At 66.1% G+C, this 15647-nt stretch carries 12 protein-coding genes; 3 read left to right on the forward strand and 9 right to left on the reverse strand.

Annotation, left to right across the window (positions count from 1 at the left end; translation table 11 throughout):
- Positions 1-4: 4 nt before the first annotated feature.
- Positions 5-751 (forward strand): S-methyl-5'-thioinosine phosphorylase, encoded by a 747-nt coding sequence (locus BTJ49_RS07750; protein ID WP_113064810.1) that lies wholly within the window; start codon positions 5-7, stop codon positions 749-751.
- 186 nt (positions 752-937) lie between these two features.
- A complete protein-coding gene (locus BTJ49_RS07755; protein ID WP_113064811.1) occupies positions 938-1144 on the forward strand; it encodes a cold-shock protein in 207 nt (68 codons plus the stop codon).
- Positions 1145-1234: 90 nt separating this feature from the next.
- On the opposite strand, the gene BTJ49_RS07760 is transcribed toward BTJ49_RS07755, so the two are convergent.
- The 9 genes from BTJ49_RS07760 to BTJ49_RS07800 all read right to left on the reverse strand — a co-directional run bounded on the left by BTJ49_RS07760 (position 1235) and on the right by BTJ49_RS07800 (position 13115).
- Positions 1235-3022, reverse strand: coding sequence for an ABC transporter transmembrane domain-containing protein (locus BTJ49_RS07760; protein WP_113064812.1), 1788 nt, complete (start codon positions 3020-3022; stop codon positions 1235-1237).
- Positions 3019-3633 (reverse strand): YigZ family protein, encoded by a 615-nt coding sequence (locus BTJ49_RS07765; RefSeq protein WP_113064813.1) that lies wholly within the window; start codon positions 3631-3633, stop codon positions 3019-3021. The genes BTJ49_RS07760 and BTJ49_RS07765 overlap by 4 nt, the downstream gene beginning before the upstream one ends.
- Positions 3630-4502, reverse strand: a complete 873-nt coding sequence (locus BTJ49_RS07770; protein ID WP_113064814.1) for a hypothetical protein — start codon at positions 4500-4502, stop codon at positions 3630-3632. The genes BTJ49_RS07765 and BTJ49_RS07770 overlap by 4 nt, the downstream gene beginning before the upstream one ends.
- A complete protein-coding gene (locus BTJ49_RS07775; protein ID WP_113064815.1) occupies positions 4499-5053 on the reverse strand; it encodes an RNA polymerase sigma factor in 555 nt (184 codons plus the stop codon). Before BTJ49_RS07775 ends, BTJ49_RS07770 begins: the two co-directional genes overlap by 4 nt.
- Before the next feature lie 43 nt (positions 5054-5096).
- Positions 5097-6854, reverse strand: coding sequence for a VWA domain-containing protein (locus BTJ49_RS07780; protein WP_113064816.1), 1758 nt, complete (start codon positions 6852-6854; stop codon positions 5097-5099).
- A gap of 182 nt (positions 6855-7036) precedes the next feature.
- Positions 7037-8464, reverse strand: a complete 1428-nt coding sequence (locus BTJ49_RS07785; RefSeq protein WP_113064817.1) for an aldehyde dehydrogenase family protein — start codon at positions 8462-8464, stop codon at positions 7037-7039.
- A 79-nt stretch (positions 8465-8543) separates the two neighbouring features.
- Complete coding sequence (locus tag BTJ49_RS07790; protein ID WP_113064818.1) at positions 8544-10193, reverse strand: acetolactate synthase large subunit; 1650 nt, start codon at positions 10191-10193, stop codon at positions 8544-8546.
- A 63-nt stretch (positions 10194-10256) separates the two neighbouring features.
- Positions 10257-11603 (reverse strand): exodeoxyribonuclease VII large subunit, encoded by a 1347-nt coding sequence (gene xseA, locus BTJ49_RS07795; RefSeq protein WP_113064819.1) that lies wholly within the window; start codon positions 11601-11603, stop codon positions 10257-10259.
- A gap of 39 nt (positions 11604-11642) precedes the next feature.
- Entirely contained in the window at positions 11643-13115 is a 1473-nt protein-coding gene (locus tag BTJ49_RS07800; protein ID WP_113064820.1) for a phospholipase D-like domain-containing protein, read from the reverse strand.
- Between the two features lie 118 nt (positions 13116-13233).
- Between BTJ49_RS07800 and BTJ49_RS07805 the strand changes: the two genes are divergently transcribed.
- Positions 13234-15423, forward strand: a complete 2190-nt coding sequence (locus tag BTJ49_RS07805; RefSeq protein ID WP_240601773.1) for an acetyl-CoA hydrolase/transferase C-terminal domain-containing protein — start codon at positions 13234-13236, stop codon at positions 15421-15423.
- The last annotated feature ends 224 nt before the right edge of the window (positions 15424-15647 follow it).

Below are 15647 nucleotides of genomic sequence, written 5' to 3' on the forward strand. Positions count from 1 at the left end.
CAATATGAGTACATCACGCATCGCATACGCCGTGATCGGCGGGACCGGTCTCTATCAATTGCCGGGTTTGGAGAATATCGAGCGGGTATCCGTGGATACGCCCTACGGCAAACCATCGGGCGAGGTCGTTTGCGGTGATTTTCACGGACGCCGTTTCGCATTTCTGGCGCGTCATGGCGAGAACCATTCCGTGGCGCCGCACCGGGTCAACTATCGCGCCAACGTGCATGCGTTGCATCAACTCGGCGCCGGGGCGGTCATCGGCGTCAATGCGGTCGGCGGCATTCGTGACGACATGGGGCCGCGGGTTCTCGTGATTCCCGACCAGATCATTGATTACACCCACGGTCGTCTGAGCAGCTTCTGCGATGTCGAAGGTGCCGAAGTGCAGCACGTGGATTTCACCGAACCGTACACGTCGGCGTTGCGCGAGGCACTGCGCGAGGGCGCTTCGCGTGCCGGAGTGACGGTGGTTGATGGCGGCTGCTACGGCGCGACGCAGGGCCCCCGTCTGGAAACGCGCGCCGAGATTGCCCGCATGCGTCGCGATGGTTGTGACCTGGTCGGCATGACCGGCATGCCCGAGGCGGTATTGGCGCGGGAGCTCGAACTCCCCTATGCATGCCTGGCGCTCGTGGCGAACTGGGCGGCCGGTTGCGGCGATGCCGTTGAAATCAGCCTGGAAGAGATTTTCGCGCATCTCGATGCGGCCACGGCCCACGTTCCGAAAATACTGGCTGCATTGCCGTAAATGACCGGAATAAAATGAAAATGCCCGAACAGCGATAAAGTCGATCGGATTTTTTGCCGAATACCTGCATGTTTCCCACTTGCGCCAAGTGTGGAAACGTGGTGATACTGCATAGGTGTTGCGTTCGGGGCGTGCCGGGGGGTACGTGGGACGTAGCGCTTCCGGTTCATTCGAGAGGTTCGAGCAATGCGTTTTGGTACGGTGAAATGGTTCAATGACGCCAAGGGTTTCGGCTTTATCGCACCCGAGGACGGCGGGGAGGACGTATTCGTCCATTATTCGGCGATCGCGGCAGAAGGCTTCCGAAGCCTGAAGGAAGGTCAGCGAGTCAGCTTTGAAGTGGTGGAGGGTCCCAAGGGCGCGCAGGCGTCCGGAGTCACGGAAGCGGTTTGACCGCACCGGTACAACGACACCAAATGCTTGAAACCCCGCGCATGGCGCGGGGTTTTTTTATGCCGGAGCTTGCGCCTCGGGGGCCGTAGATCAGGCGGCGAACTGCAGTCGAGCCAGTTCGGCGTACAGCCCGCCTTCGCGCAACAGGCTCTCGTGCGTGCCCTGGGCGATGATGCGCCCGCCATCCATCACCACGATGCGGTCGGCGCGTTGCACGGTCGCCAAGCGATGGGCGATGACCAGCGTGGTGCGTCCCTTTTCCAGATGCGCCAAGGCTTGCTGGATGGCCGCCTCGGACTGTGCGTCGAGCGCCGAGGTGGCTTCGTCCAGCAGCAGAATGGGCGCATCGCGGAGGATCGCGCGGGCGATGGCCACGCGTTGGCGCTGCCCGCCGGACAGGCGCACGCCGCGCTCGCCGAGTTCGGTGTCGTAGCCGTCCTCGAGTTCGCGCAGGAAGCTGTCGGCCTCGGCGGCGATAGCCGCTTCGCGCACGGCCTCGTCGCTGGCGCCGGCGCGGCCGAAGCGGATGTTCTCGGCCGCGCTTCCGCCGAAGATGACGGTTTCCTGCGGCACCAGCGCAAACGCGCCGCGCAGATTGGGCAGGGCCAGCGCGCGCAGATCCACGCCGTCCAGGGTGATACGACCGCGTTGCGGATCGTAGAAACGCAGCAGCAGCGCGAATACGGTGCTCTTGCCGGCTCCGGACGGCCCGACCAGCGCAACGGTTTCGCCGGGCTGCACCTGGAGATCGAAATCGTGCAGCGCGATGGCGTCAGGGCGGGTCGGATAGCGGAATTCGATGTCCTGCATGTGCAGCGCGCCCTGAGCGCGTGGGCTCGGTAAGGGCGTGGGGGTCGGAGGCGAACGCACTTCGGGGATTTCGTCGAAGAGTTCGCCGATGCGCTCCATGGCGCCGGAGGCGCGCATGACCTCGCCCCACACGCCGCTGACCGAACCGACCGATCCGGCGGCGAAGATCGCATACAGCACGAACTGTCCCAGCACACCGGCGTTGAGTTCGCCGGCCAACACGTCGCGCGCACCGGCCCACAGCACCAGTGTGATGGCGCCGAACACCAGGGTGATGACGGCGGCAGTCAGCCCGGAACGCATGCCGATGCGCCTGCGGGCCGTGGTCAGGGCGCGCTGGATCGCACCGCCGTAGCGTTCGCTCTCGATCTCCTCGCGCGCGTAGGCTTTCACGGCCTGGGCAGCGTTGAGGGTCTCGTTGGCAATGGCGGCGGCGTCGGCCAGACGATCCTGGCTGTGGCGCGACAGACGTTGCACACGGCGGCCGAAAATCAGGATCGGCAACATCACCGCAGGGATCACCAGCGCGGTCAGGCCGGCCAGGCGTGGACTGGTGATGATCATGGCGACGGTTGCGCCGATCAGCATGACCACCGAACGCAGCGCAACGGAGATCACGGATCCGACCAGCGTCTGCACCAGTTCGGTGTCGGTGCCGAGGCGCGAGATCAGCTCGCCGACGCGTGATTTCTCGTAGAAACCCAGATCCAGTCGCACCAGATGGTCGTAGAGCTTGCTGCGCATGGTCGCCAGCGAGCGCTCGCTGAGCAGGGTGATGCAGTAGAAGCGCATGGCCGTCGCGATGGCGATGACCAAGGCGACGCCGAACAGCGCCATGAACGTGCGGTTGATAACCTGCGGGTCGGCTCCGTTGAAGCCGTGGTTGATCATGTGGCGCACGGCCACCGGCAGGGTCAGGTTGGAGCCGGAGGACAGGCCGAGAAAGATCAGCCATCCGACCACCAGTCGCCAATGAGGACGCATGAACGGCCACAGTCGGCGTAGCGATCCGAGATGGCCGCGTCTGGTTTTCTTCTCGTCACGATTCGGGGAGGGAGTCGTATTCATGGGGTGTCGCGATTCCTTTCGTCGAGATGCCGTACGCGGCTCTGACCGCGGCTGAGATCGGCCAGCAATACTTGCAATGCATCGAGATGGCGCGTCGCCACCTGTGCGGTCACGGTGACGCGTTCGGGGCCGAAGTCCTCGTGCTCGATGCCCAGATGCCAGTCTTGTACACGAGCCTTGAACAGCGGAAGTTCGGCATAGCCCAATTCGAATTCTACTTGTGTGGTGTCCACGATCGGCGTGCGCGAAGCCTGGCGCAGGCACTCGGCTGCGGTGCCGCCGTAGGCGCGGATCAGACCGCCGACGCCCAGCTTGATGCCACCGAACCAGCGTGTGACCACGGCGACCACGCCGTCCAGCTCCTGTCCTTCGATGGCTTGCAGGATCGGCTTGCCCGCACTGCCGCCCGGCTCGCCGTCGTCGCTGAAACGGTAGTCCTGGCCGATGCGGTACGCCCAGCAGTTGTGGTTGGCCGTCGCATCGGACACGCGTTCGATGAACGCGATGGCGGATTTCACGTCCGAGATGGGCGCGACCTGGGCAAGGAATCGGCTCTTGCGAATCTCGTCCTCGTGCCGATGCTCACTGGTCAGGGTGAAAGTGTCGCTCACTGGGGTTCGGTACCGTCGGACGGGCTGGGTGCGTACGGTACAAGATCGGACGGCAGCGGCGCTTCGGGGAAGCGTTCGGTGATGGCGCGCACCAGCTGGCGGGCGCGGCTCTTGTCGTTGCGTGCGAGGGCCAGTCGGGCCTCATCGATCAGCCGTTTCGCGGCAGGAGGCGTTGTCGCTTTTTTCGGCGATGCCGTGCCGGGCAGGATCTCAGACTGCGTCCGTCCGGCGACCTGTGGCTCGGCGGAAGCCGTGGGTGCGGGTTGTGCGATCGCAGCGGCCTGCCGCGACGTTTTGTCGGCCGGAAGAACCCGCACCGGGATGACCAGCCGCTCTTCCATCGCATCGGATGCGGCCATCGTGGACGGCGTGGGCGCGCGATCCGCAGCGTTGCTTTCACGCCCGCGTGGAACCTGGTTCGCCAAGACCTTGGCCTTGGGCGCGGCCGCTGCGGGAGGTGGAGGCGCTGCGGCCGGTGCGTGACGCTCGCCGGGCAGGATGCGAACGGCGATGACCTGACGCTTCGAATCCGCCGCGCCCGCCGCTGTCGGTGCCGCAGGTTTGGCCGCTTTCTCCTGCAAGGCGGCCGGGGCTTGCGTCCTCGTGACGGTGTCCTGGCCGTTCGAATGCATGTACCAAGTGAGTCCGGCTGCCATGACCAACGAGGCCGCGCTGCCGAATGCAACGAACAGACCGCGATAGGTCCGCCGCTGCGGCTTGGGCGCCACGGCACGACGCGCGGCATCGAGCACGCGCGCGTCCAGCGCCGCATCGGGTTCGATGGCGGGGAGTTGCCGATACAGCGAGGCCAGCTCGCGCTCTTCGCGGTCCAGCATCGGGTCGCTGTTCGGTGGCGTTGGCGTGCTCATGGTGTGACCAGTTCGCGAATGCGTTTGAGGGCATAGCGAAGGCGCGATTTTGCAGTTTCGCGCCCACAGCCCGTTATGGTGGCGATTTCCTCCAGACCAAGTCCCTTTTCCATGCGCAGCAGGAAAACTGTGCGCTGTTCGTCGGGCAGGTGTTCCAGCGCGCGTTGCAGGCGACGCCGCTGTTCGAAGGTGGACAGCGCCTGTTCCGGCTGTTCGCCCTCGTCCGCGACCTGCATCCGCAGAATCCGTTCGTTCTCCTCGCCGGAGGCCTGCGGCCGCTTGCGGCGGTAGCTGTCGATGACCAGGTTGTGCGCGATCTGGTAAAGCCAGGTCCGGAACTGCGCTTCGGGCCGGTAGCGCTCGCGTGAGGCGATGACTCGACTCCAGGTTTCCTGGAACAGTTCATCGGCCGTATGCCGCGTGTCGACGCGGTACAGGATGAAGCGATACAACCCGCCGCGATGACGTTCGTAGAGGATTCGGAATGCCTCTGCATCGCCCGCGACATAGGCTTGCATCAGTGCGTGGTCATTGTCGCGGCGTTCGTCCATGAACGCCGAGGGTACGGTATTTGCGAGCAAGCGGCATCCGCTCCTAGCGATACATGACTGCGGTTCGGACGGTTCCAGTATCCGTGTCTTGCGGCGTGGCTGCGGTGGTCTGAAGGCCTTCGGCCAGTTCGACCAGGCGCACGAAGCCGGCGCGGTCCCCGCGCGGATCGTCGCCGCGTGCGGCGCGGGCGAGGGCGGCGATGTCGTGGAGCGTGTAGCCATCGAGTTGCTTGCCGCCGCGCAGCGCATCGGCGAAGGCAGCCACGGCGGCGGCGAAGCGTAACCGTCGACTGGCCTGCCCATGCACGTCGCGGTCCGTGATCGGGCGCTCGATCAAGCGACTGCGGGTCTGTTGCGGCTGCTTGTAGCGCAGGCGGAGCCAGGCGATTTCGCGACTGCTGGCACGCGTTTCGCGATCCTGTGGCGCGTAGCGCAACGGATCGATGCGCGCGGCCACGCTCCCGGTGGGTGTGATCTCGTACAGTGCGGTGACGTTGGCGCCGGCACCAATGTCGCCGGCATCGACCTTGTCGTTGTTGAAGTCTTCGCGGCGCAGCTTGCGCTTCACGTAGCCGATCAGGCGGTACTCGGACACGCGCGCCGGGTTGAACTCGACCTGCACCTTCACGTCCTTGGCGATGGTCAGCAGCGTCTGCGCCATCTCGTCGACCAGCACGCGCCGGCCTTCGCCGAGCGAGTCGATGTAGTGGTGGCTGCCGTTGCCAGCGTCGGCCAGGCGCACGGCCATGGCATCGTTGTAGTTGCCGGTGCCGAAGCCGAGTGTGCTCAGGGCGATGCCACTGCGGCGTTTGTCGGCGATCTCGTCGGTCAGCGCCTGCACGCCGGTCCGGCCGACATTGAAGTCGCCATCGGTGGCCAGGATCACCCGGTTCACGCCGCCCTTGATGAAGCCCTGGCGCGCCTGTGCATAGGCCAGTTCGATGCCGGCCTGGCCGTTGGTCGATCCGCCCGGCTGCATGGCGTCGATGGCGGCGAGGATGCGTGCGTGCTGGTCGCCAGGCGTGGAGGGCAGAGCAATGCCCGCGCTGCCGGCATACGTGACGATGGCGACACGATCGCGATGGCGCAGCTTCGGCACGATCTGGCGCAGCGAGGCCTTCAGCAGCGGTAGCTTGTCGGGACTGGTCATCGAACCCGAGGTGTCGACCAGGAACACCAGGTTCGCGGCCGGGATGTCTTTCGCCGGCACGCGATAACCCTGCACGCCGACCAGCAGCAGTTGGCGCTCCGGGTTCCACGGGGCGGGCGCGATCTCCGTGGTCACACTGAACGGCTGGCTCCGGTTCTTCGGTGGCGTGTAGCCGTAGTCGAAGTAGTTGATGAATTCCTCGGCGCGCACGGCGTCGTGCGGAGGCAGGCGCCCCTGTTCGATCATGCGCCGCACGTTGGTGTACGAACCGGTGTCGACGTCCAGGCCGAAGGTCGAGACGGGGTGCTCGGCGACGCGCTGTACGGGGTTGTCCTCGTAGTGTGCATAGTGCTCGCGGTCCTGTGCAGCGAGCGGTTGCCAGCCGTATACGGGCGGTGCCGCCATGACATTCGTTCGCAAAGCGCGTTGCGGCATCGGTGCGGCAGGAGTGATGGCGTCAGCGCGCATCTCCGCCACCGGCGGCGGAGGCGGCGGCGCCACGGCATCGGCGACCTTGGCGGCGGGTGGGGTCGGCTTGAGTTGAGCCGTCTTGTCACGTTCCGCCGCGGACGGCGGGCTGGTGGTCGAGCAGCCGGTCAGCACGACCAGCAGGGCAGTCAGCAACAGGTAGAGCATCGATTTCGCGTTCATGGCGCATGGCCTCCGGTGCAGGTCATGGAGTGGAACGCACGATGCCGTGTAACGGGGTTAAGCGAGGTCGAATCGACCGAGGACGGACTGGCCGATGGATGATAGGGCGGTCCGACAGGTCATAAAAAAAACCGGCGCACCGCGATGGGTGCGCCGGTCGGTGTGATGCACATGCGTCGAACTCAGGCGTCGCGGATGACCATCAGGCGCAGTTCGCTCATGTCCTCCATGGCGTACTTGATGCCTTCGCGGCCCAGGCCGGAGCGCTTGATGCCGCCGTAGGGCATGTTGTCGACGCGGAAGCTGGGGATATCGCCGATCACCACGCCGCCCTGTTCGAGGCGGTCCCAGGCGCGCATGGTACGGGTCAGGTCGTTGGTGAACACGCCCGCCTGCAGGCCGTAGTCGGAGTCATTGACGCGGTCGATGGCCTTGTCGAAATCGCTGAACGGTTCGAGCAGGGCGACCGGGCCGAAGGCTTCCTCGCAGCTGACCTTGGCGTCGTGCGGGACGTTCTCCAGCACGGTAGCGTCGAGCATGCTGCCGTCGCGCTTGCCGCCGCACAGGACCTTGGCGCCATGTTCCTTGGCCTCGTTGATCCAGCCATGCAGGCGCTCGGCGGCGTCTTCGGTGATCATGGGGCCGAGGAAGGTGTCCTTCTTCTTCGGGTCGCCGGCCTTCAGTTTCCGGGTTTTGGCGACGAATTTGCGCTTGAGCTGGTCGTAGATGGATTCGTGCACGAGGATGCGCTGCACGCCGATGCAGCTCTGACCGGATTGGTAGAACGCACCGAAGATCAGCCGGTCGACGACGAAGTCGAGGCGGTCGGTCTGATCCTCGTCGACGATGCAGGCGGCATTGCCGCCCAGTTCCAGCACGACTTTCTTGCGGCCGGCCTTGGCCTTCAGGTCCCAGCCGATCTGGCCGCCGGTGAACGACAGCAGCTTCAGGCGTTCGTCCTCGACGAACGGCGCGGCCTTGTCGCCGGTCACGGGCAGTACCGAGAACGCGCCCTTGGGCAGATCGGTTTCGGCCAGCACCTCGCCGATGATGAGTGCGCCGACCGGCGTCTTCTCCGACGGCTTGAGCACGAACGGGCAGCCTGCGGCGATCGCCGGCGCGACCTTGTGCGCGACCAGGTTGAGCGGGAAGTTGAACGGCGTGATCAGCGACACCGCGCCCAGCGGCATGCGCTTGGTGAAGCCGCGGTAGCCCTTGGCGCGTTCGGAGATCTCAAGATTGATGACCTCGCCGCCGATCTGCGGCGCCAGTTCCGCGGCGATGCGGAAGGTGTCGATCAGGCGCGTGACTTCGCCCTTGGCGTCATGGATCGGCTTGCCGGCCTCGACGCACAGCGCCTTGGCCAGTTCGTCGCTGCGCTCGGTCATGCGCTTCACGCAGTGATTGAGTACGTCCTGGCGCTGATAGGGCTTGAACTCGCGCATCGGCTTTTCGGCCTTCACCGCCGCAGCGATGGCCTTCTCGATGGCCTTGTCGTCGGGCAGGGCGACGCGCGTGGCGATGCGGCCGGAGAACTTGTCGCGGACTTCCAGATCCGCGTTCGGCTGCATCGGTTTGTTGGCGAGGTAGTAGGGGTAGCGTTTCTGCATGGGGAATCTCCTTGAATGCAAAACGGGGGATGCGTTGCGGGGCGCGCGCGATGTGTGGACCGCGCGCGCTTCGATGGGATCAGGCTTTGAGCTTGGCCGAGCGCTTCTTGATCTCTTCGTCGAGCACGGCGTGGTTGACCGAGTAGTCGATGGCCAGATCGACGACGTGCACGCCGCCCTCACGGAAGGCGCGTTCGAGCGTCGGCGCGAATTCGTCGGCGCTGGATGGGCGATGACCCCTGGCGCCGTGGGCTTCGGCGAAGGCGACGAAATCGGGGTTGCCGAATTCCATGCCGTATTCGTCGAAACCCATGTCGGCCTGTTTCCAGCGGATCATGCCGAAGCCGTTGTCCTGCAGGATCAGGATCACCAGGTCCATCTTCAGGCGCACGGCGGTTTCCAGCTCTTGCGCGTTCATCATGAAACCGCCGTCGCCGCAGATCGCCATCACGCGGCGATCCGGGTGCACCATCTTCGCGGCCATCGCCGAAGGCAGACCGGCGCCCATTGAGGCCAACGCGTTGTCCAGCAGGATGGTGTTGGACTGGCGTGCGCGGTAGTAGCGCGCGAACCAGATCTTGTACATGCCGTTGTCGAGACAGATGATGCCGTCGTCCGGCATGATCTTGCGCACATCGTCGACGATGCGCACCGGATGCACCGGGAAGCGGTCGTCCTCGCGGTGTTCGGCGAGCTGTTTGTTGAAGGCGTCGCGCACGGTGTCGAAGAAACTGAAGTCCCAGCGTTTCTGCGGCTCCAGCGCTTCGGTCAGGCGTTCGACGGTGTGCGCGATGTCGCCGACCACCTCGATTTGCGGGAAGTACACCGCATCGACCTCGGCCGAGGAAAAGTTGATGTGGATGACGGTGCGCTTGCCGCGGCGCATGAAGAACGGCGGCTTTTCCACCACGTCGTGGCCGACGTTGATGATGGTGTCGGCGGCGTCGATGGCGCGATGCACGAAGTCGCCGTCGGATAGCGCGGCGTTGCCCAGCCACAGCGGGTGTTCCTCGTCGACCACGCCCTTGCCCATCTGCGTGGTGAAGAAGGGAATGGACAGTTTGTCGATGAAGGCGCGCAGGGCCTTGGCCGTGCGCTGACGGTTTCCGCCGGCGCCGATCATCAGGACCGGATGCCTGGCCTGGGTGATGGCCTCGGCAGCCTGTACCAGCGCGGCCTCGTCGGCGGATGGACGACGTGCGTACTCGGTGGGCAGCAGGATCGGATCTTCGATATCGTCACGGGCGACGTCCTCGGGAAGCTCCAGGTGCACGGCGCCGGGCCGCTCTTCCTCGGCCTGGCGGAAGGCCTCGCGAATGCGCGCCGGGATGGTCTGGCCGGACACGATCTGCGTGGTGTACTTGGTCAGCGGATGCATCATGTCGACCACGTCGACCAGCTGGAACATGCCCTGCTTGTGTTGGCGGATCGGTTTCTGGCCGGTCAGCATCAGCATCGGCATCGCGCCCAGCTGGGCGTAGGCGGCGGCGGTGACCAGGTTGGTTGCGCCGGGGCCGAGGGTGGACATGGCCACGCCGGCCTGGCCGGTCAGACGGCCGTAGGTGGCGGCCATGAAACCGGCGGCTTGCTCGTGGCGGGTGACCACGAGACGGATGGAGGAATCACGAAGGGATTCGACGATGTCCAGGTTCTCTTCACCGGGAACACCGAAGATGCACTGGACGCCTTCGGCTTCCAGTGCTTTGACGAATAGGTCCGAGGCTTTCACGCGCGCTCCTTTCCGGAGGTATCCGGAGGACGGCGTCCGGCCCGGATCGTGCCGGGCGCCTGGTTACTTGGGGATGTGCTTCACCGGCAATATGCCGTCGCGAAGTCGAACTTCAAGTGTGGCATCCGGCGCCACACTCTGCACTGAACGCACGGTCTTGCCGTGTTCGTCGAACACGATTGCATAGCCGCGGTCGAGCGTGGCCAGCGGGCTGACGGCGTGCAGGGCGCGGCGCATGGACGCGCAGTCGCGCTGCGTGCGCTCGAGTCGATGCAGCATGCCGGCCTGCAACCGGCGATGCTGTTCGTGCAGGCGCTGTTCCAGAAGCGGAATCTGCCGGCGCGGATGCTGGGTGCGCAGACGTAGGGCGGCATGTTCGACCTGCTGTTCGGCATCGTGCAGGGAACGCTGCATGCGCTGCGTCAGGCGTGCACGCACGGCGCGCAGGCGCTCCTGTCCTTGCTCCAGACGTGCCTGCGGCCGTTGCGCCTGCATGCGCGTCATGAGCTGGTCGAGCTGCTGCGTCGCGGTCTGCAGATGTCGTGCGAACAGTAGCTGCAGGCGTTCGCGCTGCCGGTGCAATGACTGCAGCAGATCGGCTCGGTCGGGCACCAGCAGTTCGGCCGCAGCCGACGGCGTGGGGGCGCGCAGGTCGGCGACGAAGTCGGCGATGCTGAAATCCACCTCGTGTCCGACGGCGGACACCACCGGTACCGCGCTGGCATGGATGGCGCGTGCCACGGCTTCGTCGTTGAAGGCCATCAGGTCCTCCAGCGAGCCGCCGCCGCGGGTCAGCAGGACGACGTCGTAACGTTCGCTGGCGGAGGCCTTGCGCAGCATCGCCGTGATGGCCGGCGGTGCTTCGCGGCCCTGTACCGGCACCGGCAGTACGTCGACGCTGGCCAACGGGAAACGGCGTTCGAGCACGCTGAGCACGTCGTGGATGGCCGCACCGCTGGCCGAGGTGATCACGCCGATGCGGCGCGGGAAGCGGGGCAGGGCACGTTTGCGTGCCTCGGCGAACAGACCTTCGGCCTGCAGTTTCGCCTTCAGCTCCTCGAAGGCCCGGCGCAGCGCACCTTCGCCGGCTTCCTCCATGTGTTCGACGATCAGCTGATAGTCGCCGCGCGGTGCGTACAGACTGACGCGGGCGCGCAGCAGCACATGCATGCCGGCTTCCGGACGGAACTTCAGCCAGGTGCTCTTGGGCTTGAACATGGCGCCGCGAATCTGCGCGCCGGCATCCTTCAGCGTGAAGTACAGGTGGCCGGACGCGGGTCGCGCGACATTGGACAGTTCGCCCTCGATCCAGATGCGCGGCAGGGCGTCTTCCAGCAGGTCGCGCACGAGCTGATTCAGCGTCGTGGGCGTGAGAATCTCGGAAGCGGAGCCGGGGCGTTGAGTGGGCATGCGGGGGACGGCGGCGATGCGGGAACGGGGCCGCTCACCCTAGCATGGTGCGTCGTCGTCGGCGTCGATCAGTTGTTCCTTGCGCCGCTGTCGATACAGGCGATATCCGCGTGTCGCCAGACCCAGCCCGAGCCAAAGAAGCATCAGTGCCAACGGCCACCCGAGCACGGCCGGCCAGATCAGGGATACGACACCCAGCAGCATCAGGGTTGCGGCGCCGATGATCAGCGGCGTGGCCTCGGCGCTGCCCAGCACCCGTCGTTCGGTCAGCGCGGCGCCGACGGTGTTGGCCAGGCGCAGGCTGGCGGCGGCGGCCCGTCCGGAGCTGCCGCCGGGGCGGCGTGGCCGGCGCGGTCGTTCGGATTGCTCATGCACACGCGTGCCGCGGCGGCGGCGACGCGGGGCGAGCACGATCTCGGTGGCGTTCTCCAGATCCTTCTCGTAGCGCTCCTGCATCTGTGCGGCGAACGTCTCGTCCTCGACCGCAACGTCGATTTCGCAGTTGCCCAGCCAACTGGCCAGATTGAGATTGGACGAGCCGACTCGCGCCCACTGACCGTCGGCGACGGCGGTCTTGGCGTGCAGCATCGAACCGTTCCATTCGAACACGCGCACGCCGGCCTCCAGCAGCGGGCGATAGCCGGCGCGCGAGAAACCCGCGACCAGGGGGATGTCGCTGGAGCCGGGCACAAGCAGGCGTACGTCGACGCCATCGCGTGCTGCCGCGGCGAGTTGCTGCACGTACGGTGCGATGCCGACGAAATAGGCATCGGTCAGCCACAGGGTCTCGCGGGCCATGCCGGCGATGGTCTGGTCGAGCCGGTAGACACCGGCCGTGGCCGGACGCGTCGCGATGATGCGCAGGCTGGTGTCGCCGCTGCGTGTTATAGCGTCGGTGTCGCCGATCAGGGTTTCGTCCAGCGGTATGCCGAGCGTGCGCCAGTTGTCGGCGAAGGCGCGCTGAAGGGCGGCCAGCGCCGGTCCTTGCAGGGCGACGCCGGTATCGCGCCAGGGCGGCACGTTGCGTCCCGGCTTGCCCAGCCATTTCTCGCTGATGCAGACCCCGGACAGAAAGCCGATGTCGTCGTCGATGCACAGCATCTTGCGGTGGTCGCGGCTGAGCATGGCGAGCGGGCGTGTCCACTGCGGCGGCGCGTAGACGCGCACCTGGCCACCGGCCGCGATCAGCGGACGCCAGAAACCCGACCGCGATTGCCCAAGGCAGCCGAGCCAGTCGCGGATCACGTGCACGGCGACGCCGGCTTGGGCGCGTTCGATCAGCGCATCGCGCAGCATGCGGCCGATACGGTCGTCGCGGATGATGTAGTTCTCCAGCAGGATCGAGCGCCGGGCGCGTCCGATGGCCTCGATCCAGGCATCGAAATGCGCCGCGGCGTCGATCAGCAATTCGATGCGGTTGCCGTCGATGCGTTGCGCGCCGGCCGCGCGACTGAAGGCACGCTCGGCCATGTGGCGCACAGCGTTGGAGGCGGCAGTCGAAGACGTGGACATGGCAGGAGTCTACCGCGAGCGACGCGAGTGAGAGAGCGCTGTGGGGCAGACGGCGTGCGCATGCTTGAACCGTGTCGCGGCCATGCCATGATGGATGCCCCGCGAATGGATCACGTTCATGACCCAGCCCGAGACCGTCGAAAGCGTCGAGTCCTGCGTCGAGCACATCCTGCAGCGTTGCGGCATGCATTGGCGCGTGGCGGCGCCGCTGGGGCTGGGCAAGCCCAATGCGCTGCTCAATGCGCTCTACCAGCGCGCGTGCGCGGACGAGCGCCTTTCGCTGACGCTGTTCACGGCGTTGTCCCTGACCCGGCCCGAAGCGGGCGATGGCCTGCAGGCGCGATTCCTGAAACCGTTTCTTTCGCGTCATTTCGGCGATGACTATGTCGACCTCGACTACGCGCTCGACATGCGCCACGGGCGATTGCCCGGCAATGTCCGTGTGCATGAGTTCTATCTGCAGTCCGGCGTCTATCTGCGCGCGGACAGCGTGCAGCGCGAGTACATCAGCCAGAACTACACCCATGTCGCGCGGGATCTGGTGGCGCGTGACATCAATCTCGTCGTGCAGCTGGTCGCTGTGCGCGCCAGCGGCGATGGCGTGCGCGTGAGTCTGGGTAGCAATCCGGATGTCACGCTTGACCTGCTCGATCGGCTCGATGCCGCCGGCCGCCCGCGACCGATGCTGGTTGCAGTGGCGCATCCGGACATGCCGTTCACCGGCGGCGGCGCCGAAGTGCCGGCCTCCATGTTCGATCTGCTGCTGCGCGAAGAAACGCCACAGCCGTGTCTGTTCGCCTTGCCGCGCGAGCCGGTGGACGACACCGAATACGCCATCGGCATTCATGCCAGCGGGCTGGTTCGCGACGGCGGCACGTTGCAGATCGGCATCGGCTCGCTGTCCGACGCGCTGGTACAAGCACTGACGCTGCGCCAGCGCAAGAATGATCGCTACCGCGCCATGCACGCTGCGCTGGACGCTGGCGGCGAAAGCCGCGCGCTGGCGCGGTCGCTGGGTGGATTGTCGCCGTTCGAGTTCGGTCTGTACGGCGCCAGCGAGATGGTCATGGACGGCTTCATGCAGTTGCACCGGGCGGGCATTCTCGGGCGGCGTGCCTACGACGACATGGCGCTGGAGCAGGCGGTCGCCGACGGTCGTGTCGCTTCGCCGCTGCCGCCGCATGCCGCCGAGGCTTTGCACGAAGCCGGCGTGCTGCCGGACCGCATCGACGAGAAACAGATGGCGCGTCTGAAGCGCTTCGGCCTGCTGCCGTTCGAGGCGCAGCTGCAGGCCGTCGACGTGATGTGTCCGGATGGCCGTCGTCTGCCGCGCCGGCTCGACACGTCCGACGCGCGGGTCGTCTGGAGCCGCATGCTCGAAGGGCGGACGTTGCGCGATGGTCGTTATCTGCGCGGGGCGTTTTTCCTCGGTTCGCACGATTTCTACGCCTGGCTGCGCGCGCTGGACGGTGAGGACTGGCACGGACTGGACATGACGCGCGTGTCCGACGTCAATCAACTCTACGGCGGGCGCGAGAAATTGGATGCGCTGCAGCGACGGCATGCGCGTTTCTTCAACATCTGCATGATGGCGACGCCTTTGGGCGCGGTGGTGTCCGATGCGCTTGAGGACGGGCGCGTGGTCAGCGGCGTGGGCGGCCAGTACAACTTCGTCGCCATGGCGCACGCGCTCGACGATGGTCGTTCCGCGCTGATGCTGCGCAGCACGCGTACCGCGCACGGCCGGCTGCATGCCAACATCCGCTGGAACTACGGGCACACCACGATTCCCCGGCATCTGCGCGACCTGGTCATCACCGAATACGGCATCGCCGATCTGCGCGGACGCTCGGACGAGGAGTGTGTCCGCGCCATGCTGGCAATCAGTGACGCGCGCTTCCTGGACGGCCTGGTCGCCGAGGCGAAGGCAGCGGGCAAGCTGCCGCGGGATTTCATCATGCCCGATGCCTGGCGGCGCAACACGCCCGAACGACTGCGCGATGCATTGCGTCCGTTCCATGCCGAGGGGCTGCTGCCGACCTTTCCGCTGGGCTGCGACTTCACCGAGGTCGAGCAGCGGCTGCTGCCGGCGCTGGGCTGGCTGCGCGATCATGCTGAAGGTTGGGGCAATCGTCTGCGTCTGCTCCGGGCGGTGCTGGCGCCGGGCAAGGCTGTGGCCGGTGAGGCCGAAGCGCTCCAGCGCATGGGCTTCATGCAGGGCGGCGGCATCGGCGAACGCCTGCAGCGGCGCTTGCTGCAGACGGCGTTGCGGCGAAGCGGCCGGGACCAGGCTTCCCGCCCTGGATGAGTCGCTGGGTTCCTGCTTGTGCAGGAATGACGGGGGGGATTCTGTTCGGGAGGTGCGGTCAGGCCATGTGTGGCGAGGGTTGGGTGCACTGCGCGATACCTGAGTTCCTGTTTTGCGCAGGCATGACGAATTGCAACCGGCGCAGTAAGCGGCACGAGGGCGTCATCCCGGCGAACGCCGGGAACCAGCGCCTGTCTGACGACATGTGCGGAGCGCGGACAGGA

This window comes from Oleiagrimonas sp. MCCC 1A03011 (assembly GCF_003267965.1).
Classification (GTDB): Bacteria; Pseudomonadota; Gammaproteobacteria; order Xanthomonadales; family Rhodanobacteraceae; genus Oleiagrimonas; species Oleiagrimonas citrea.